Origin of the sequence: Pseudomonas japonica, from assembly GCF_013522925.1 — a bacterium.
Taxonomy (GTDB): Bacteria; Pseudomonadota; Gammaproteobacteria; order Pseudomonadales; family Pseudomonadaceae; genus Aquipseudomonas; species Aquipseudomonas japonica_A.
In genome coordinates, this window is sequence record NZ_JAAMQU010000011.1 from 1 (window position 1) to 20267 (window position 20267).

16 protein-coding genes, 1 tRNA gene and 1 rRNA gene are annotated in these 20267 nt (G+C 62.5%); 10 read left to right on the top strand and 8 right to left on the bottom strand.

Features of this window, described 5'->3' with window-relative positions:
* Window positions 1–6: 6 nt before the first annotated feature.
* Window positions 7–122 (top strand): 5S ribosomal RNA (gene rrf, locus G7016_RS17395).
* Window positions 123–264: 142 nt separating this feature from the next.
* Here the strand turns inward: rrf and mksF are convergent.
* From mksF to mksB, 3 genes are read right to left on the bottom strand one after another with little or no spacing between them, the layout of a single operon-like run.
* The gene (gene mksF, locus G7016_RS17400) at window positions 265–3096 is read right to left on the bottom strand and encodes an Mks condensin complex protein MksF (RefSeq protein ID WP_181116964.1); all 2832 of its coding nucleotides are present in this window, start codon (window positions 3094–3096) and stop codon (window positions 265–267) included.
* Complete coding sequence (mksE, locus tag G7016_RS17405; protein ID WP_181116966.1) at window positions 3093–3758, bottom strand: Mks condensin complex protein MksE; 666 nt, start codon at window positions 3756–3758, stop codon at window positions 3093–3095. Before mksE ends, mksF begins: the two co-directional genes overlap by 4 nt.
* On the bottom strand, window positions 3748–5031 hold the full coding sequence (gene mksB / locus G7016_RS17410; RefSeq protein WP_181116968.1) for an Mks condensin complex protein MksB: 1284 nt from the start codon (window positions 5029–5031) through the stop codon (window positions 3748–3750). Before mksB ends, mksE begins: the two co-directional genes overlap by 11 nt.
* Window positions 5032–5189: 158 nt before the next feature.
* Here mksB and G7016_RS17415 point away from each other — a divergent pair, with 158 nt between their 5' ends.
* Window positions 5190–5978 (top strand): energy transducer TonB, encoded by a 789-nt coding sequence (locus G7016_RS17415; RefSeq protein WP_181116970.1) that lies wholly within the window; start codon window positions 5190–5192, stop codon window positions 5976–5978.
* Window positions 5975–6424 carry a ribosomal protein S18-alanine N-acetyltransferase gene (rimI, locus tag G7016_RS17420; RefSeq protein ID WP_181116972.1) on the top strand — a complete coding sequence of 150 codons (450 nt, stop codon included), beginning with the start codon at window positions 5975–5977 and terminating at the stop codon, window positions 6422–6424. Before G7016_RS17415 ends, rimI begins: the two co-directional genes overlap by 4 nt.
* A gap of 12 nt (window positions 6425–6436) precedes the next feature.
* Here rimI and G7016_RS17425 read toward each other — a convergent pair whose 3' ends face one another.
* The gene (locus G7016_RS17425) at window positions 6437–6862 is read right to left on the bottom strand and encodes a serine kinase/phosphatase (RefSeq protein ID WP_181116974.1); all 426 of its coding nucleotides are present in this window, start codon (window positions 6860–6862) and stop codon (window positions 6437–6439) included.
* Window positions 6863–6995: 133 nt separating this feature from the next.
* On the opposite strand from G7016_RS17425, the gene can reads away from it, so the two are divergent.
* The 3 genes from can to G7016_RS17440 all read left to right on the top strand — a co-directional run bounded on the left by can (window position 6996) and on the right by G7016_RS17440 (window position 8822).
* Entirely contained in the window at window positions 6996–7634 is a 639-nt protein-coding gene (gene can / locus G7016_RS17430) for a carbonate dehydratase (RefSeq protein WP_181116976.1), read from the top strand.
* 85 nt (window positions 7635–7719) lie between these two features.
* On the top strand, window positions 7720–8241 hold the full coding sequence (sodC, locus tag G7016_RS17435) for a superoxide dismutase family protein (RefSeq protein WP_181116978.1): 522 nt from the start codon (window positions 7720–7722) through the stop codon (window positions 8239–8241).
* A gap of 29 nt (window positions 8242–8270) precedes the next feature.
* Window positions 8271–8822: a D-Ala-D-Ala carboxypeptidase family metallohydrolase gene (locus G7016_RS17440; RefSeq protein ID WP_181117186.1), complete on the top strand. Its 552-nt coding sequence runs from the start codon at window positions 8271–8273 to the stop codon at window positions 8820–8822.
* Between the two features lie 37 nt (window positions 8823–8859).
* On the opposite strand, the gene G7016_RS17445 is transcribed toward G7016_RS17440, so the two are convergent.
* The gene (locus G7016_RS17445) at window positions 8860–9801 is read right to left on the bottom strand and encodes a 2-hydroxyacid dehydrogenase (protein WP_181116980.1); all 942 of its coding nucleotides are present in this window, start codon (window positions 9799–9801) and stop codon (window positions 8860–8862) included.
* Window positions 9802–9934: 133 nt separating this feature from the next.
* Here G7016_RS17445 and G7016_RS17450 point away from each other — a divergent pair, with 133 nt between their 5' ends.
* Window positions 9935–10630 carry a TerC family protein gene (locus G7016_RS17450; RefSeq protein WP_181116982.1) on the top strand — a complete coding sequence of 232 codons (696 nt, stop codon included), beginning with the start codon at window positions 9935–9937 and terminating at the stop codon, window positions 10628–10630.
* Here G7016_RS17450 and G7016_RS17455 read toward each other — a convergent pair whose 3' ends face one another.
* Together G7016_RS17455 and G7016_RS17460 are read right to left on the bottom strand one after the other, a co-directional pair.
* Window positions 10631–12316 carry an acid phosphatase gene (locus G7016_RS17455; protein WP_181116984.1) on the bottom strand — a complete coding sequence of 562 codons (1686 nt, stop codon included), beginning with the start codon at window positions 12314–12316 and terminating at the stop codon, window positions 10631–10633. It lies immediately after the preceding gene.
* A 207-nt stretch (window positions 12317–12523) separates the two neighbouring features.
* A tRNA-Met gene (locus G7016_RS17460) sits at window positions 12524–12600 on the bottom strand.
* Between the two features lie 204 nt (window positions 12601–12804).
* Between G7016_RS17460 and G7016_RS25815 the strand changes: the two genes are divergently transcribed.
* Window positions 12805–14859, top strand: coding sequence for a methyl-accepting chemotaxis protein (locus G7016_RS25815; RefSeq protein WP_181116986.1), 2055 nt, complete (start codon window positions 12805–12807; stop codon window positions 14857–14859).
* A gap of 79 nt (window positions 14860–14938) precedes the next feature.
* The gene (locus G7016_RS17470) at window positions 14939–16162 is read left to right on the top strand and encodes an MFS transporter (protein WP_181116987.1); all 1224 of its coding nucleotides are present in this window, start codon (window positions 14939–14941) and stop codon (window positions 16160–16162) included.
* A 3-nt stretch (window positions 16163–16165) separates the two neighbouring features.
* Here the strand turns inward: G7016_RS17470 and G7016_RS17475 are convergent, their stop codons facing one another.
* A complete protein-coding gene (locus tag G7016_RS17475) occupies window positions 16166–17050 on the bottom strand; it encodes a LysR substrate-binding domain-containing protein (protein WP_181116988.1) in 885 nt (294 codons plus the stop codon).
* 137 nt (window positions 17051–17187) lie between these two features.
* Between G7016_RS17475 and ydiJ the strand changes: the two genes are divergently transcribed.
* Window positions 17188–20229: a D-2-hydroxyglutarate dehydrogenase YdiJ gene (gene ydiJ, locus G7016_RS17480; RefSeq protein ID WP_181116989.1), complete on the top strand. Its 3042-nt coding sequence runs from the start codon at window positions 17188–17190 to the stop codon at window positions 20227–20229.
* Window positions 20230–20267 lie beyond the last annotated feature (38 nt).

Below are 20267 nucleotides of genomic sequence, written 5' to 3' on the forward strand. Positions count from 1 at the left end.
GAATTTCTTGACGACCATAGAGCATTGGAACCACCTGATCCCATCCCGAACTCAGCAGTGAAACGATGCATCGCCGATGGTAGTGTGGGGTTTCCCCATGTGAGAGTAGGTCATCGTCAAGATTCAAACCCAGAACCCCTGATCGCCTCGCGATCGGGGGTTTTGTCTTTTCTGTACCCCTAAAAACATTACGCTCCCTTCCAGCCCAGAAGCGCACGCAAAAAAAAGCCCCGCACCAGGCGGGGCATATGAGCCGTCAGCGCTTCAAGCCGTTACCTCTGCGGCCTTGAGTAACTCTGCAGCCGGGTGCTCGTCATGGCGGCGAATGATCTTCCAGTCCGCCTCGTCGATATAAATCCCATTGGGCCCGCTTCCTCCTTCCAGATCGATCGCTACCCGTGCCGAAACCTGTGGTTTGACCGAGGCGAGGATAGGCGTAAACCCCAACTGCTGGCTGGTCTCGAGCAGTGCCATCTGGTTGCGTTCGTCGATGTCTGCCGCTTCGTCCAGATAATAAGGCAGACGGATCTTGCCGGCCCGCTCCCGATCCATAAGGTGCAGCAACAGGTACATATTGGTGAGCGCCTTGATGGTCATTGTGGTGCCGTTTGATGCTGCCCCATCAATGTCCGTATGCAACACGGGCTGCCCATGTACCTTGGTGATCTCGAAAGCCAGTTCGAACAGGTCTTTCAGGCCCAGCTGGTTATGGTTGGCTGCAACGAGCCTGGCCAGATACTCCTTTGCCTCCTCGTTCTTGCTGTCTTGCTCAGCGCTTTGGCTGAGGTCGAAGACAGAAAGCGTCTCACCCTCTTCATATTGTCCGGCGCTGTAGATGATCTGGTCGATGTGTTTGAGTGCTTCCTTGTTCGGCGCAAGCACGATACGGAAGCTTTCCAGGTTCGAAACCTGGCGGCGGTTGATCTCGCGGTTGAACAACCCCAGTTGATGCTCAAGGCTGTCGTAGTCGCTACGGATGTTGCGCAAGGTGCGTGCGATATCGGTGACCGCGGCGCGGCGGGCCTTGCCCAAAGTAAGGGCTTCGTCCTGGCGGTGGGCATACGCATTGATCAACAGCTGCAGGCGTCGCTCGGTGTCCTCCTCACTATCGAACTTGGCGACACCCTTGAGGCGGACCTGCGCATACAGCGCTTCGATCTGCCCATCCACGCGCAGCAATGCCTGCCAACTGTCTTGATAGTCGTTAAGCAGGGGCAAGAGATTGTCCATGCTGTCATCTACCGGCTCCATGAACGGTGTCCCGAATGGCAGGTCGGCAGGCAGCAACTGACGGCGGCGCAATGTATCGTCCAGGGTGCGCTGCTGCGATTCAAGGTCACCCAGTTGACGGCTTACCAGCTGAAGCTTGGCCGCCAGCTGCTGAACGCGCTCGGCGAACGCATCGCTGGAACGCTTCAGGTCATCCTGCGCGGCTTCCATCTGTGCCAGTTGTTCCAGCTTGGCAGGCTCCTCGGCTGCGAGGGTCTGCGCCCGGCGGAAATCTTCCAGCGCTTTCTGTGCATCCAGTACTTGCTGATACAGCGCGTCTGCCTGAGCCTTGCTTGCGACCCTGTCCGAGGTAACCGTTTGCTGGGTTTTCAGCTGACGCAGTTCCTTGTCGAGGCGTTCTTTCTGATCCCTCAATGCCGCGCGATCTGCCAAGGCTTGCAGGGCCGGAACTTCGATCGAGGAAAGATCGATGGAAAGGCCTGGCACTTCGAAGCGATCGCCCTTGAACTGATCCAGCATCGCCTCGAGCGTTTTGACCCAGGCGTCACTGCCTTGGAGGTCAATGCCTTTCTCGCCCAAGGGCAGGGTGAACAGCGCGCCGTTGAACACACGCATCAGCCGCTCTACATCCTGCTGTGAGAACTCCTCACGCAAGCGCGCATAGCTATTGTTGTCCGCATGGTCCAGCTGCTGTTTCACCGACTTCAACCGGCTTTCCAGTTCGCGCACTCGCGCTTCCAGGTCATCGCTGCTGAATTGCCTCGCGTGGGCCAATGCCCCTGCCAGCTCGTCGTGGGCATCCTTGGCAACCAACAGTTGCTGCTCAAGTACGCGGGCATCGTCTACCAAGGCGAAGCGATGACGCAGCACGGACAATTCACCCAACCATCGCTGTACGCCGGTGATTTCCCGCTCCAGGCGCATCAGCTCCTGAGTGGTTCCGCGCTGGTCGTTCTGCAATACATCCTGCTGGCTGCGATAATGCTCAGCCTGAACCACCAGTTCTTCCTTGCGATCCTGCGCGTAGGCCTGCCAGGTGCCGAGCAGCGCGTCGAGAACAGGCGAAAGCCGGTGCAGTTTGCCGCGCAGCTGATCACGCTGGCGTACCCCATTGGCTAACGCTTCAACCAGAGGACCGGCTGCAACCAGTGCATGGTAGTCCTGCTCCATGCGGCGGACATCGCGGAACGCTTCCTCGCAGGCCGCAATGTAGTCCACGCTCCCAGAGCGAAGGCTGTGCTCGAAAGCATCAAGGAACAGCTGCTTGAGCTTGGCCGCGGTGATTTCTCGCATGTGCAGCAAGTTGATGAACAGCGCACGGAACGTCTTCAGGCTCTGCTCACTGGTGGAGCGCAGCGGGATGAGCGTAAGGTCCAGCGGAATGGACGTATGGCCACCCACCAACAGCCGGCGTAGCTCGTCGGGCTTTACTTCATAGGCTTTGATGCCATGGCGGTCCAGATTGGCGAACAGCTCTTTCTGGCGCAGGCAGGTATCGTCTTTCTGGTAATGGGCAAGGTCCAGCGCGCCGGCATAGGCGAAGAACTGATGGCCGAAGCCACCGCCCGGGCCGCGACCCACTACGCCGATCACATGGGGCCCGTGAGGGAGTAGAACCTCACAAAGGATGTAGCTGGTATCGCTGGCGAAGTAGAACTTGCGGGACTGCTCCAGGCTGTATTTGCCAAAGCTCATGTCCGACATGCGTGCCAGGATCGGGAACTGCAGGGCGTTGATCGAGGCGCTCTTGCCGAGATTGTTCGCGCCATACACTGACAGCGGGTGTTCAAGCGGGAACAGCCCCAAGCTATAACCAGCGGTGTTCAACAAGGCGAAGCGCCGAATGCCGTAGCGTTCCTGGCTCATGCTTGTAGCTCCTCTTGTTCATCGGTTATCGCGGCGGCAAGCGCCTGTTCCTCGTCCTCCTCGAAGCCACCTTCCAGAGGGTCATCCACCAGAACAGGCGTTGGGAGCGGCAAAGCGCTGTGCAGGCTGGCGGCAAGGTCACGGTCTTGCTGAACCGACAGGCACACATCAAGGAACCGGTGCATGGGCGCAAGGAACCGGTAAATGCCGTTTTCTTCATGAGTGAAGCCGAGCTGGGCCATGCGGCGCATGATCTTCTCTTCCAGCTCTTCGGCTGTTTGCACTTCCGCCTGACTGAACAGGTCCCGGTATTTCTCCAGCAGCCCGGGCAGTTCATCCCGGCCCAGGCTCCCGCCGTCGAGCACACTGATCGGGTCGCGGCCTTGGTCTGCCAAGTGCTCCACCAGGATGAACGTGAACAGCGAAAGCCGCTGTGCGGTTTTGTTTACCTGCGCCGCGGCCTGTTCGGGAACGAAGTAATAAAAGCCACGGGTATCGCACACCAGCTCAAAGCCCAGGGCGCGAAACAGCCCCCGATAGGCATCCTGGAAGTTCGACAGCTGTGCATACAGTTCCGGATCGCGTCGGCTGATATGAAAGCCTTTGAACAGCTCCCGGAATATCGGCGCCAGTTGGGTAAGTTCACTCAGGTCAAGATTCATCGGCAAGGCTCACGGGGGTCGCGCCGGCGGGTAAATCGGCGGGTGAAAACAGGGCGAAGGAGCGTAGGCTCACAAGGTGTTCAGGGGTGGCATAGTCCTGCCGTTCCAGGCGCTGGCGAGCGAAGCGCTTGTCCCTGGACAGGCGTGAAAACCAGTACAGCAGCTCGTCAGTCTCGCCCTCGGGCTCTTGGTCCAGCAGCCATTGCATGAGGTCTGGCAACGGCAGGGCCTGTTCGCAACGGTCAAGCATTTCTCGAACTGTGCGTGGCGCCTTGCGCGTGTCGGCCTGGTCACTGGCTTTCTCGGATCGGGGGAAGCGCGCCGGGCGGGATTCGAACCGGGCCAATGCATAAACGTAGGCCTCCACCTGGCTTGCGGTGCCCAGAAAATTGCTTTGTGGGCGGGTGAAGAGGGGGAGGGCTGCCTGGGGCACCGCATCCAACCCCTTGCGGCGCATGGCGGCCAGCGCCAGCGCAGCGCCCCGGGTCACAGCGTTGTGCCGACGGGCTTCCTCTCGCAATGGCAGCAGCAGTTCCCGAGCATGGCGAAGCGTGAGCTGGGCACTGGTTTGCATTTCAAGAATGCGCGCATGGGTACGCAACAACATGTCGTCATCAATCAGATGGCCCAGGCGCTGTTGCTCGCCCAACAAGCGCAGCAGTACGTTTTCCACCTTGCGCACCCCTTGTTCGAAGGCGCCATCGGCGTTCACCAGCTGGATCATCGGCTCTACATATTCGTCCCAGGTGGCCAGCACCTCGGCATAGCGCTGGCGGAGCGGAATCTGCCGGTCACTGGTCTTGGCGCGTTCGGCCACCGCCACCAGCGCCTGCTCGTCGTTGGCAAGCTTTTTGAGCACGTCACGCACACGCATGTCCAACAAACGCAATTGGCGCGCCAGGTCATTGCTGTCGCGGATGTCGAACGCATCTTGAATGTGCCCGGCAAGCCGCTCGAGGTGCCGCAGGTACGCTTCGATCTCCAGGCATAACCCCAGCCGGTGCTCGCGCCGCAGGTAAGCCAGAAAGTCGTGGATCTGGGCATTGAGCTCGAAGCGATTGGGGCTTTTGGCGACCGGAACGAGGATGTCCAGCCGAATCCACACATCCAGCAAGGCCGTGATGTCCTGAGGCGTGCTGTCTCGCTGTTGCGCGGCCAATTGCACGCGCAGCTCTGCGAGGCTCAAGGTGCCTTGGTCGAAACGCTCGCATAAGGGTTCGAGCAGGGCCCAGTGCTCGGCGAGGGCGCGTAGCACCCGCTTGGGTTCGATCATGGGATGGCCGCCTGGTTGCCAGAAAAAGGCCGGATTGTAGCGCATCATCAAGCCTGCGGCGGGTTCGCTGATGGCCGGGTGAGCTTGTCGCGTAGCGGTCGTGAATTATCCCCGCTCGCGGTAGAATCGCTGCCTTTGCGATCAACGATGAGCTGCCTGTGCTGAACGAACCCCGCCGCCGCGCCTACCTGGACGCCATGCAAGTGGTCCAGTGGTTGCCCCGTGCCGAGTTGCCGTTCGCCGCACCGTCACGGGCCGAGCTGCTGGCCTGGGAAGCCCCCGCAGAACCCGAGGCGCATGCCCCGACGAGCGTGCCTCCGGCCGTTGCCAGGGTAGCCACCGCGCCGAACCCGTCGCCAGCCGAGCGCCCACGGCCCGAACTGCCGCGCCCGGCGGTGGCGGTCAAACCCGCCAAATCCACCGAGGCCGCGCCTGCGCCTGCAGCCAAGGCCTCCAAACCGGTTGTGGCGGCGCCTCGCTTCGCATTGCAGCTGCTGCGGGCCGGTGCCTGCCTGGTGCTGGTGGAGCTGCCCACGGGCGAGGCTTTCCAATCCCGGGACCCCGGCTACCTCCTGCTCAAGGACATGCTGCGTGCCGCGGGCTTGCCCGACAGCCCGAGGCTGATCGGGGAGCCCGTACGCTGGCCGCTGTTGGCTCGGGGCAGCCTTGACCAGGGGCCGGAAGCGGCGCGAGATTTCGTGCAAGGCTTTATCTCCGTGCAACTGGAAACCGAGCCCTGCGATTGCATCTGGCTGGTCGGCCTGCCGGCGTTGCGCTACGCCGCCGACGCGAGTGAGTCCGCATTCTATAGCCTGGTGCCCATAGACAACCTTTGTGAGGGCTGGGCCTTGCCCGGCCTTGAAACCCTGATGGACGAACCGATGCGAAAAGCGGACGTCTGGCATGCGATGCGCCCGCTGATGGCGCGCTGGAAACCCGTGGAATGAATGACGCAGTAACGTTTCGCCCCATGACCGAGGCGGACCTGGACGCCGTACTCAAGATCGAATACGCCGCCTACACGCATCCGTGGACCCGAGGCATCTTCCTCGACGGGCTGAAAAGCTACGAAGTCTGGCTGATGTTCGAAGGCCAGCAGCTGGTAGGGCACGGGGTGATCCATGTGATCATTGACGAGGCGCACCTGCTCAACCTCACCGTGAAGCCAGAGAATCAAGGCCGGGGCCTGGGCCTCAAGTTGCTTGAGCACTTGATGGATCGGGCGCTGGCACTCAATGGCCGGGAATGTTTCCTGGAGGTTCGCGCGAGCAATCAGTCGGCGTATCGCCTGTATGACCGCTACGGTTTCAATGAAGTGGGCCGACGGCGGGATTACTACCCTGCCGCCGGCGGCCGTGAGGATGCATTGGTTATGGCCTGCACCCTGATGTGACTGGCCTGCGGGTTACTCCGCTTCGCCATCCCACTTCTTGCCGTCGAGCGGGTCCAGGCGGGCCAGCTCCGCTTCGTCCAGCCCATCGCCGCCACCGATGTCATCCTCGTCCACCGGGTTGAGCTGCAAGTCTGCCGGGGCGCCGCTCAGTTCGGCCTCTTCAACCGATTCCGAGCCGTCTTCACGAATGAGCGTTTCAGGGCTCATGTCGTCCATAGTCTGGTGGTGGTCGTCGGTCGATGCCCCAGTCAAGCCAGCTTCGTTGACTCGCTGCGGCGAAGCCATCGCTTCGTCTTCAAGGGCATCGCCCGTAAAGCCTGCCGGGCCATCGCCGTTCGGGTCATTGAAGTCCAGCGGGTGTACCGAGCCGATCCGGTCTTCGGTGGTGTCGATTTCGGAAGGTTCCGGCGCACCGTAGGGGCGTTGTGTGGGTTCCATGATTTTCCTCCGGTTATGGGCCTTGTAGGGTGGACTCGCCGCGCTTGCCAAGATTCAATCGAGCCGCCTTCTGCAACGTGACCCGGCCTGCCGAAGCGGAGTCATACTGGCGCATCACTCTCGAGGCCTGACCATGAACGACCTGCAAGAACTGATCGACAACAATGCCCGCTGGGCCGACGCCATTACCCAGCGCGACCCTGATTTTTTCGCCAAGTTGGCGCGCCAGCAAACGCCGGAATTCCTCTGGATCGGCTGTTCCGATGCACGCGTGCCCGCCAATGAGATCGTTGGCATGCTGCCAGGTGACCTCTTCGTGCACCGCAACGTGGCCAACGTGGTCCTGCACACCGACCTCAACTGCCTGTCGGTGATTCAGTACGCCGTGGACGTGCTGAAGGTGAAACACATCCTGGTGACCGGCCACTACGGTTGCGGTGGCGTACGTGCGTCGATGCAGGATCGCCAGTTGGGGCTGATCGATGGCTGGCTGCGCTCTATCCGCGACCTGTACTACGAGCACCGCCATACCCTTTCCTCGCTGCCAACCGAGGAAGCACGGGTAGACCGCATGTGCGAGCTGAACGTGATCCAGCAGGTAGCCAACGTGGCCCACACCAGCATCGTTCAAAATGCCTGGCACCGCGGGCAAAGCCTGTCGGTTCATGGCTGCATCTACGGCATCAAGGACGGCCGCTGGAAGAGCCTGGACACCACCATCAGTGGCTTCGAGCAGTTGCCTCCTCAGTACCGACTGCGCCCCCTGACATAATTTGCCATCAAGCCGGGGCGAACCTTTTGGCGAAAACTCCACTAACGTGGACAAGACGCTCATGACAGGTAGCCCCGGAGGCACGATGAAAGCATATGGATGGTTCGCAGCCCTGCTGATTGCTGGCAGCGTAGGCGCGCAAGCAGCAAGCAAAGTAGTTACCCTCGACCTCGCCGGCCCGGAAGGGGCGTTGCAGCCGATCGGCGAGGTGAACGTCGAGGAGACGTCCTACGGGTTATTGTTCACCCCCCACCTCAAAGGTTTGCCCCCAGGTGTACATGGGTTTCATGTACACCAGAACGGTAGCTGCGCCCCGGCCATGAAGGACGGCAAGATGTCCCCGGCCGAAGCCGCTGGCGGGCATATGGACCCTGCCAAGACCGGCAAGCACCTGGGCCCCTATGGCGAAGGCCACCTGGGCGACCTGCCGGCCATTTACGTCAATGCCGACGGTACCGCCACGTACCCTGTGCTGGCGCCACGCTTGAAAACCTTGAGCCAGGTCCAAGGGCATGCGTTGATGATCCATGCGGGGGGTGACAACCATGCCGACATGCCGCAACCGCTCGGCGGTGGCGGTGCTCGGGTAGCCTGCGGCGTATTGTGAAGGCCGTGATCGCCCTGGGGGTGGCGCTGATGTTCGCCACCCCCGCTCAGGCTGATACCTCGAAAGATCCCGATCGAGGCCCTGCTCGGTTCAATGAGTGGGCTGCCTCCCATTCCGAGCGCATAAGTGCGTTCCAGCGTTATCTGCAACGCCGGGGCGTGGGCGAGGTAGTGCCCATGTGGCAATTACTCAGAACGGCCACTGATTGGCAGCGTTGCGGCGCCGAACCCTTCGGCATAGCCCCCGAACCCCAATGGCCTGCGGTTGCCGATACCCTCGACTTGCTGAAAGCACTGAAAACGCTACGTGTGCTGGGTGAATTCGAGGTGGCCTCGGCCTGGCGGGATGAAACCCTGAACCGTTGCGCGGGAGGATCAACCCGCAGCGCTCATGTGCGCAGCTTCGCAGTCGATCTGTTGCCCGGAGGCTCGGTAGACGGGTTATGCAGGTTTTGGAAGCAGCAAGGGCAGGCCTGGCGAATGGGCCTGAGCCGCTACCCCTCCGGCCGGGTACACCTGGACACCGCTGGCTACCGAACCTGGGGCGAAGACTACAGCCAGCGCACATCCTTCTGCCGTTGACCCGTTCGCAAGCTTCGCCTGCTCCGACAGTAGCGGTTTAGCCCAGCGGTACCGGCGTAAGCACCGGGCGCCCGGAAAAGTGTGCCAGCAGGTTTTGCGTGACCAGCTCCACAGTGGCCTTCACGGCATCGGGTGACAGGCCTGCCACATGGGGCGTGAGCACCACATTCGGCAACGCCTTCAACGATTCTGGCACGTTGGGCTCATCATCGAATACATCCAGACCGGCACCCGCCAGGTGCCCATTGCCCAAGGCCTCCACCAGCGCGGCGGTATCCACCACGCTGCCTCGCGCAACGTTCACCAGAAAGCCTTGCGGCCCCAGCGCTTCGATCACACCGGCATCGACCAACTGGCGCGTACCCTCACCGCCGGGCGTGGCGATCATCAGCACGTCGCTGCTCTGCGCCAGGCTCCGAGCGTCCGCGAACCAGGTGTACTCCGCCTCGTTGCGCGGGCGGCGGCTGTGGTAGCCCACTGGCATGCCGAAGCCCAGTGAGGCGCGCCGGGCAATGGCCATGCCCACTGCGCCAAGGCCAAGAATGCCCAGGCGCTTGCCAGCCAGCGACGGGCGCATCACCTTGCTCCATTCGCCACGGCGAACCGAGGCATCCGCGCGCGGAATATCGCGCACCAGCGCCAGCAACAGGGCCATGGCATGGTCTGCCACTGCCGACGCATTCACCCCTGCGCCATTGGTGACTACGATCCCACGCGCCCGGGCAGCGGGCAGGTCTACGCGTTCGTAGCCGGCACCGATCACCGTAATGATCTGCAGCTTGGGCAGTGCATCGATTTCGAGCGCCGTAAGCCCCAGTGGGCCACGCGTCAGTACGGCATCAATGGTTGCGCCGTGGGTTTCAATGGCGGCCTGGCGGGCCGACGGGGTGGTTGCCACGATCAATTCGAAGCCTGCGTTTTCCAGCATCGGCAGATATTCGCCAATGGTTTCTACCAGTACCAATACGGTCGCGCTCATTCGCGGCTCTCCCTGCGTTCAATGTGCGCACTGTACCGTGCAGTGCCAGGTGGGGGGAGAAAATCCCCGTGCAAGCGGGTCACAGTCACTCGGGCTTACGAGCTCATCGGGTAACCGCTGACTGGAGGCAAGCATGGCGTGGATCGAGGATCCCGCGGTATGGACATCCCTGCTGCAGATATTGGTGCTGGACTTGCTGCTGGGCGGTGATAACGCCGTGGTGATCGCCATGGCGTGCCGCCGTCTGCCGGCCGAGCGCAGGCGGCAGGCGATCTGGGCAGGTATGGCCGGCGCCGTAGCGCTTCGTGTGGTGCTGCTGTTCTTCGCCATGCACCTTCTGGCGCTTGCCTGGCTGAAGCTGGGCGCGGGGTTGCTGCTGCTGTGGATAGGCATCCGCCTGATCGCTTCGCCTGAAGAGGACCCTCACGCCGTTGACGGCGGCACCCACCTGTTAGCCGCGATCAAGACGATTATCATCGCCGATGCGGTGATGTCGCTGGATAACGTACTGGCCGTGGCTGCGGCCGGCCGGGGGAACCTCTACCTGGTGGCTGCTGGCGTGTTGCTGAGTATCCCTTTGATCATTTTCGGCAGCCGCGTGGTGCTGGCCTTGATGGAGCGTTTCCCGATCATCGTCACCCTGGGAGGAGGGTTGATCGGCTGGATCGCGCTCAGCCTGGCCATGGCCGACCCCGTGCTTGAGCGCTGGGCGCCCGCACATGGGTCGGCCTTGCAGTACCTCGCCAGTGCGGCCGGTGCAGTGCTGGTGATGCTGCTGGGGATGGGCCTGTCCCGCTACCGCGCTCGGCAGCGGGTGAGCTCTACCTGATCAGCGATTGAAAATCAGGGCGTTGGAAAGGTCGCCCAGGGGCGCCTGGCCGCGCGTCGCCATGGCCTTGTCTCGCTCCGCCAGGCCGTCCAGCTTCTCCAGATCGAATACACGGGTGATCAGCCGCAGGATGGACGCAGTATCGTACGCGGTGTGGTCCACGGTCCCCTTGCGGGCGAAGGGCGATATCACCAGCGCCGGAATGCGCGAACCTGGGCCCCAGCGGTCACCTTCGGGCGGCGCGACATGGTCCCACCAGCCGCCGTTCTCATCCACCGTGACTACTACCACCATGTTCTTCCACTGGGGGCTTTCGCGCAGGGTTTTCACGACGCGCACGATGTGCCGGTCCCCGGACGTTACATCCGCATACCCGGCATGCATGTTGAGGTTGCCTTGGGGCTTGTAGAACGTGACCGCGGGCAGCTTGCCGGCAGCTGCGTCCGCCAGGAAGTGGTTGCTGGAGGGATCGTCGCCCAGGCCGCCATCGCGCAGCCGCCGCTGACGCTCTTCGGGGTGCTCCGGGCCTTGCTGTACGAAATAGTTGAAGGGCTGGTGGTGGTACTGGAAGTTGGGGATCTTCGGAATGCCTGGCGAGTCCTTGAACTGATCCAGGGTGGCCTGCCAGCCTCCGGCGTACCAGGCCCAGTCCACGCCCTTGCGCGACAGCTTGTCGCCGATATGGTCATGGCGCTGGGGGACCAGCACGTTGGGAAGGTCGGGCTTGGAGTAATCCGGCCGGTCCGGGTCGCGAATCCAGGTGGGCCAATAGGGCGGGGCAAGGGTATTGACCGCATACCCATCCGGGGTAATCGCGCTGGGGCCGAACTGCGGTGGGCCTTGCATAGCGCTCGCGGGGGAAGCGGGCAGGGGTTTGAGCCGGGTGTCTGTCGGGTCGTCGCTCATCAGCGTTGCGATCTGTGACTTGGCTGCCGAGGTGCTGGCGTTGGGGTAAACAGGGGCGGTCGCGCTGATCAGGTACTGGTGGTTGAGGAAGGAACCCCCAAAAGCGCCCTGGAAGAAGTTGTCACACAGCACGAATTCCTCGGCCAGGTCCCACAGGCGCAAGGCATAGCGGCTTTGAGGGTAATAGCCCATGGTCAGGCCTCCCGAATCCGCCCAAGCCACGAACTGGTCGTTGCGCCCGCCATTGATCTGCATCTGGTTCTGGTAGAACACATGCCACAAGTCGCGAGTGACCAGCCCCATGGGCAGGTCTTCGCCCTGCGGGCCCTTGAGTGGGAACGGCGCGTTGGGCAAGTTTTCCTGATACTGCACGCCGCTTGGGTAGGTTAGGCCTTCCAGCGTTTGCGGCCCCAGCTGCAACACGCCACCCCATACGGGAGGAAGGTTCGTCAGCAGGCTGCCGTCGCGGTCCCGCTGCTGATAGTCGCCGGGCTTGAGCGCGGACAAAGGTTTTTCCGTGCCCGGGAAGTTCGCGAACAGGTTATTGAAGCTGCGATTCTCGGCGTAGATCACCACCACAGTTTTAACATTCTCCCGCAGGGCATGGTCCAGCTCGACAGGGGTAAGCGGGGCAGGTTGTGCAGGGGTTGCGCTGGAGGGGGCGCAACCGGCGAGGGCGCCCCCGGCACCGATCGCGGCAAGGCCACCCAGAAACCGGCGGCGGGTGGACGAAAGGGCGGGTTTCTCGCTATCGAACGGGTCTTCAGGCTGATCGCTCATTGGGCTTCCGTAGGCGTATCCAGAGATGGCCCGGAACCTAGCAACGGAAGATGACGCTCAAGTGACAGCTTGAAGGGGCTGAGGAAGTTTCATACAGCCTTCAGGATCAGGCGAAGAATGCTTTTCGAGCGTGCACAAAAAAGCCCGCACAAGTGCGGGCTTCTCTGATGCTTCGATGACCAGTACAACAGTGACCGAAACAGTGTTTGGTGGCTACACAGGGACTTGAACCCCGGACCCCAGCATTATGAATGCTATGCTCTAACCAACTGAGCTATGTAGCCAAGTGGCGCGCATTATTCGCGGAACCCGGGGGGCTGTCAAGCATTCGGTTTCATTTTTTTTCCGTACGTGCGCTCGTAAGCGCTTGATCTCCAAGGCTCAGCGGCAGCCGCCCGATGGAAGCGTGCGCGGGTGTGATTTTTGCACTGTTTTGGGCTTACCCCGGCTTGGCCGGGCGCGTCGTTTGTCCAGGAGCGTAGTCGGACATGGCCACTCTGCTTTCCCCCGGAACCCATCTGCTGGGTCGGTTTACCTTCGCCGGTAAATTTCTGCTGTTGTTTTTGCTGTTCATGCTGCCCCTCACTGTGAGCCTGGTGATGCTGGGCAATGGTTATCGCGAACGCTTGCGGGTGATCGATGCCGAGCGCAAAGGCACGGCGCAGCTGGCTGCGCTTGAGCCAGTGGACCACCTGCTGAGCGAACAGCGCGCGCTGGCGGCCCGCTGGAAGGCGGTCGACATTCTTCATGACCCCACGGCCGCAGCCAAAGCGGCCATCAGTGCCCTGGAGGCCAATGGCCCTCAATTGCAGCAAGCGATGCTACAGCTGGGCCAACTGCTGAGTGATACCGGTGCAAGCGAAGAAGCGCGCCGCCGTTACCAGACGCTACAGCAGGCTGCAGCCGGGGTGGACTTGCAAACCTTGCGCAGCGTGGGATGGTGGCCAGACGGCTTCGATAAGTTCACAGCGGCCATCAGCGCCTTGCAACTGCTGCGCGAACAGGTTGCGATGGACAGCGGCCTGATTCTCGACCCCTGGATGGAAACCTACCTGCTGATGGAAATCGCAACCCAGCGTGCGCCCGATATTTACGAGCGGGCTGGCCGGCTGGCGGCAGCGGGTGAAAGCTCGGTAGTGGCCGGGCAGTTCAGCCTGCAAAGCCGCTTGCAGATGCGCGATCTGCGCGCACGCATCGGCGATGCCCGCGAGCAGTTGCTCAAAAGTGGGGCAGCGTTGAGCGGGCGCTTGCCTGAAGACCTCGGCTGGGCGCGGCAATACCAGCAGAGTACGGAGCAACTCGACGGCACCCTGAAGTTGCTCGACGAAAAACTCTTCGGCGGCTCGGTGAACCTCTCGGCGGCGGAATTCGACAGCACCGTGGATGCCCTGCTCGGGAGCATTTTGGCCATGCGCCAGCAGGCGCTCGCTTCGCTGGAGCAGCGCCTTGCCTATTACCATGGGCAAGCCATGGCCGAAATGGTACCTGTGGGCATAGGCTTCGGCATTCTGCTGCTGGCCGCGGTTTACCTGTTCGTGTGCTTGCAGGCGTCCATCCGGCGCAGTGCTGCCGGTATTACCAAGTTGGCCGAGTCCCTGCGCGATGGTGACCTGCGGGTTCAGGTACCGGTAGCGGGGCGCGATGAACTGGCGGCGATCTCGCTTGCCCTCAATGCGGCGGTAAACCAGTTGCGCGGCAGCCTGGCGGCAGTGGATCGCGAGAGCACCACCCTGGGCGGCGCGGTGGACACACTGACCAGCCAGGCCAGCGGCACTTTGCGCGACGTGGAAAGCCAGCAGCTGCAGATCAGCCAGATCGCCACTGCCGCTACCCAGCTGGCCGCGACCTCGCAAGAGGTGGCCAAGCGGTGTGAGGAAGCCTCGGAAAGCGCACGGCACACCCGGCAGATCGCAGTGAGCAGCAGCCGCCAGAGCGAACTGACCACACGCAATATCCAGCAACTCAACCAGCGTCTGAGTGCCAGCGCCCAAGCCCTGGGGCGGGTGAGTGAGCAGGGCCAACAGATCCAATCAGTGGTCGATGTGATCGGCGGTATCGCTGGCCAAACCAACCTGCTCGCCCTCAATGCCGCCATCGAGGCTGCCCGCGCCGGTGAACAGGGAAGGGGCTTTGCGGTGGTGGCCGATGAAGTGCGCAGTTTGTCTCAGCGTACTCAGGCGTCCACTGCGCAGATCGCCGCGACCGTGGACAGCCTGCGCGCAACCGTTCAGCAGGCGGTGGAATTGATGCAGGCCGCCTGCGCCCAAGCGGAAGGGGATGCCGCTGCGGTCACAGGGCTGGGTGCCAGCCTGGGTGAGATCGCAGGGGCCGTGCAAGCCGTGAATGACACCCTGGCCCATATTGCGACGGCCGTGGAGCAGCAGGCGGCAACGGCCGATGAAGTGAGCGGCAATATCCAGCAGGTGGATCAGGCCGCGTTGCGCCTGCTCGACGGTGCCCGTGAGGTCAATGGCGCCGCCGACCGGCTGAACCGAGGCAGCACGGCGCTGCGGGCGACTACCGCCAACTTTGCTACTGCCTAGGGCCGGCAGCTGGAAGAATGTGTTGCAAGATGTCACAGTGGCGCACCTGAACAATGCGCCCTTTGACCTCAGGTGATCCATGGCTCTCGCGTCTACCAGTGCTAGTGCGGTAACCCCCTCTCCCGCAACACCGGCCACCAGCCCACTGGTGATGAAAGTCATCGCCGCCTGTGCGCTGGCTCATTTGATCAACGACCTGATCCAGGCCGTGCTGCCGTCGATCTACCCCATGCTCAAGGCCAACTATGGGTTGAGCTTTACCCAGGTAGGGTTGATTACGCTCACGTTCCAGATCACGGCTTCGCTGCTGCAGCCCTGGATCGGCTTCTATACCGACCGCCATCCCAAACCGTTCCTGCTGCCTGCCGGCATGGTCTGTACGTTGATTGGCGTGTTGATGCTGTCCATGGTGGGCAGTTTCGAGATGATCCTCCTGGCCTCCGCGTTGATCGGGATCGGCTCCTCGACCTTCCACCCGGAAACCTCCCGCGTGGCAAGGCTGGCGTCCGGCGGGCGCTTCGGGCTGGCGCAGTCCACGTTCCAGGTCGGCGGCAATACCGGCTCTGCATTCGGCCCCCTGCTCGCGGCGGCCATTGTCATTCCCTTCGGCCAAGGCAATGTGGCGTGGTTCGCCGTGTTTGCGGTGGCGGCCATCGGCGTGCTGTATGGGCTGAGCCGCTGGTATCGAGGCCATCTCAATACTTTTGCAGCCAAACGCGGCAAGGTCGCAACACATGGCCTTTCCCGTGGGCGCATCACCGGGGCGCTGGCCGTGCTGGCGCTGCTGGTGTTCTCCAAGTATTTCTACATGGCCAGCTTTACCAGCTATTTCACCTTTTACCTGATCGAAAAGTTCGACCTGTCGGTGGCCAGTTCGCAGTTGCACCTGTTCCTGTTCCTCGGCGCGGTGGCGGCGGGCACCTTCTTTGGCGGGCCGATCGGCGACCGCATCGGGCGCAAGACGGTGATCTGGTTCTCCATTCTGGGCGCGGCACCCTTCACGCTGATGCTGCCCTACGTGGACCTGTTCTGGACCAGCGTGCTGAGCGTGGTGATCGGCTTCATCCTGGCGTCTGCATTTTCCGCCATCGTGGTGTACGCCCAGGAATTGCTCCCTGGCAACGTTGGCATGATCGCCGGTGTGTTCTTCGGCCTGATGTTTGGTTTCGGCGGTATCGGCGCCGCCTTGCTGGGCCAGCTGGCCGACGTGCATGGCATCGAGTACGTGTACACGCTGTGTTCGTACCTGCCACTGTTGGGCATCCTCACCGTATTGCTGCCGTCCACCCAGGCCAGAAGCTGAGACTCAGATCTGCCCCAGCAACCACTGCCGGAAGGCGCGCAGCGAGGGCAAGGCCTCGTTGCGCTGCGGGTACACCAGGTAGTAACTGCGCTTGCTGGCCACCGGCTCGCCCACGCTTGTGAGTTCGCCCTTCGCCAGTTCTTCTTCCACCAGCACGCGAGGCACCAGGCCTACGCCGATGCCGGCGCGTACCGCCTGAATCAGGTGCGAGGTGAGTTCGAAGCTCGGCCCCAGGCGCATGCTTCGGTGCGGCAGGCCGTGGTGGCTGAACCATTCCGCCCAGGCGTGCGGGTTGGTGGCCACGGTCAACAAGGCTTGGCCGCTGATGCGCTCAGGCGTCAACTCGCCCAAAGCCTGCGCGCCTTCCACCCCCAGAATCACCACCAGCTGTTCGGCCTGCAGCCGGTGGCTGATCAGGCCTGGCAACTCACCCATCCCCACACTGATCGCTGCGTCGATTTCGCTGGTAGCGAAGTCAATGGCTTCGATGCGTGAGTGAATGTGCACCATCATGCCCGGATGGGCCCGGTAAAAATCCTGAAGGCGTGGCAGCAGCCATTTGGAGCCGAACGTAGGTAGCGTGGCCAGGCGCAGCGTGCCGGTGCCGGATTGAAAGGCCAATGCCTGCAAGGTTGCGCTGCGAATCTGCCCCAAAGCCTCGCTCAGCTCGCGCTGATACAAGCGGCCAACGTCGGTGAGCTGCACCTGGCGGCCTTCACGGCGGAACAAGGTAAGCCCCAGCAACTGCTCCAGGGCCTGCACCTGTCGGCTGACCGCGCTTTGCGTCAGGGACAACTCCTGGGCAGCGCGGGTGTAGCTTTCGTGTCGGGCAGCGGCTTCGAAGGCCAGCAGCAAGGACATGGATGGGGTAAGGCGGCGGTGATTCATTCGCAAAAGTCATCGATAGGTGCAGGATTATCCGTTTGTGCTTAGCGCCCGGCCCGGCGAACATGGCACAACTCCGTATCCCTAGGCTTGCGCATCCATTCAATAAGCGCAAGCCAGCTTATAATGAGGCAGCGACCATGATCGCCCAGCTGCACCCGGCCCCTGCGAAAGCCGACTACCGTGATTTTCTCCAAGCCTTGCGCGCCAGCGGCTTCCAAGGCGAAATCAGCGCCGACTACGCCAGCCGTACCGTGCTGGCCACCGATAACTCGATTTATCAGCGGCTGCCCCAGGCCGCTGTGTTCCCCCGCGACGCCGACGATGTGGCGCGGGTGGCCCGGTTGATGGCCGAGCCGGCCTATCGGCAGATCAAGCTCACCCCGCGCGGTGGCGGTACTGGCACCAATGGGCAGTCACTCACCGACGGCATCGTGGTCGACCTTTCGCGGCACATGAACCGCATTCTGGAAATCGACGTCCAGAACCGCTGGGTGCGTGTGGAGGCGGGCGTGGTGAAGGACCAGCTCAACGCCGCACTCAAGCCTCATGGGCTGTTCTTCGCGCCCGAGCTGTCCACCTCCAACCGCGCCACCATCGGCGGCATGATCAACACCGATGCCAGCGGCCAGGGCAGCTGCACCTACGGCAAAACCCGCGACCACGTGCTGGAGCTGCATTCGCGCCTGCTGGGTGGCGAAGCGGTACACAGCCTGCCCATCGACGAGGCCGAACTGGAGCGCCAGTGTGCCCGCGAAGGCCGGGCAGGCGAGGTGTACCGCACCGCCCGAGAGATCAACGCCACCAAGGCCGCGCTTATCGAAGCGGTGTTCCCCAAGCTCAACCGCTGCCTCACCGGCTACGACCTGGCGCACCTGCGCGAAGCGGACGGCCGCTTCAACCTCAACAGCGTGTTGTGCGGCGCCGAGGGCTCGCTGGGCTTTGTGGTGGAAGCCAAGCTCAACGTGCTGCCCATCCCCAAATACTCGGTGCTGGTGAACGTACGCTACGGCAGCTTCATGGACGCCCTGCGTGATGCCCGCGCGTTGATCAAGCACAAGCCGCTGTCGATCGAAACCGTGGATTCGCGCGTATTGCTGCTGGCGATGAAAGACATCGTGTGGCATAGCGTGGCGGAGTACTTCCCGGCCGACCCGGACCGCCCGACGCTGGGCATCAACCTGGTGGAATTCAGTGGCGACGAGCCTGCGGAAGTCGAGGCGCGGGTAGCGGCGTTCGTTGCGCACTTGCAAGCGGACCTGGGCGTAGAACGGCTTGGCCATACGCTGGCCGCCGGCAACGAAGCGGTGAACCGCGTGTACACCATGCGCAAACGCTCGGTAGGCCTGCTGGGGAACGTGGACGGTGAGATCCGCCCGCAGCCCTTCGTGGAAGATACCGCCGTGCCTCCGGAGCAGCTGGCGGATTACATCGCCGAATTCCGCGCCCTGCTCGATGGCTATGGCCTCACTTACGGTATGTTCGGTCATGTGGATGCGGGTGTACTGCACGTTCGCCCCGCGCTGGACATGAAGGACCCGGCCCAGGCCGCGCTGGTGCGGCCTATTTCCGATGCAGTCGCCGCGCTTACGCAAAAATATGGCGGGCTGCTGTGGGGCGAACACGGCAAAGGCGTGCGCTCGGAATACGTGCCGGCGTTCTTTGGCGAGCTTTACCCTTCGTTGCAGGCACTGAAAACAGCCTTCGATCCGTACAATCAGCTGAACCCCGGGAAAATCTGCACGCCGCTCGACAGCACCGAGCCCTTGTTGAAAGTGGATGAGGTAACGTTGCGGGGCGATCTGGACCGCAGCATCGACGAGCGGGTATGGCAGAGCTACGGCACCGCCATGCATTGCAATGGCAATGGTGCCTGCTACAACTACGACCCCAACGACGCCATGTGCCCGTCCTGGAAAGCCACTCGCCAGCGCTCCCAGTCCCCGAAGGGCAGGGCGTCGCTGGTGCGCGAATGGCTGCGGCTGCAAGGCGAGGCCGGGGTGGACGTATTGTCACCAGCCCGTCGCCAGCCAGGCTTCTGGCAAACCCTGCCCCAGCGCTGGCGCAACAGCCGGGACAGCAAGGCCGGCCAGCAGGACTTCTCCCACGAGGTATACGACGCCATGGCCGGCTGCCTGGCGTGCAAATCCTGTGCGGGGCAGTGTCCGGTGAAAGTAAACGTGCCGGAATTCCGCTCGCGCTTCCTCGAGCTCTATCACACCCGCTACCTGCGCCCGGCGCGGGATTACCTGATCGGTTCGCTGGAGTTCACCATTCCATACCTGGCAAGGGTGCCGGGGCTGTACAACGGCCTGATGAACGCATCCGTGATCAAGGGTGTGCTGGCGCGCCGCGTGGGCATGGTCGACAGCCCGTTGCTCAGCCGCTTCAACTTCCACGCCAGCCTGCGCCGCTGGGACGTGCAGCCGGCTACCCCGGCGAAACTGATCGGGCTGACCGAGGCGCAGCGTGCCCGCAGTGTGATCCTGGTGCAGGATGCGTTCACCCGGTATTTCGAAACCCCGTTGTTGGCCAACCTGATCGAACTGGTCTCGCGTCTGGGCTATCAGGTGTACCTGGCGCCGTTCTTTGCCAACGGCAAACCGCTGCACGTGCAGGGCTTCCTCGGCGCATTCAACAAGGCGGCCATTCGCAACGCCAGCCAGTTGCAGGCACTGAGCGCGTTTGGCGTGCGCATGGTCGGGCTGGACCCGGCCATGACGCTGGTGTATCGCCAGGAATACGCCAAGGTCCCGGGTATTGCGCAGCTGCCGAAAGTGGATCTGCCCCAGGAGTGGCTGCTGGACGCGTTGCCGGAAACGCTCGAGGCAAGCGTTGCGAAGCCTTACCGGCTGCTCGCCCACTGCACGGAAAAAACCAACGCGCCGGCGAGCACCAAACAGTGGGAGATGCTGTTCAGCCGCGTGGGCCTTACCTTGGCGACTCAGGCCACCGGTTGCTGCGGCATGTCCGGTACCTATGGGCATGAAGCGCGTAACCAGGAGACCTCACGGACCATCTTCGGCCAGTCCTGGGCAGGGCAGGTGGCACCTTCGGCCGATGACAAGGGTGAGGCGTTGGCGACCGGGTATTCCTGCCGCAGCCAGACCAAACGCCTGGTCGGGCGTGAGCTGCGCCACCCGCTGGAAATCCTGCTGGAGCTGCAACGGGCGGCGGGTTGATTGATAGGCTGCGGCGTTCTGCTGTCCACACGTAATCA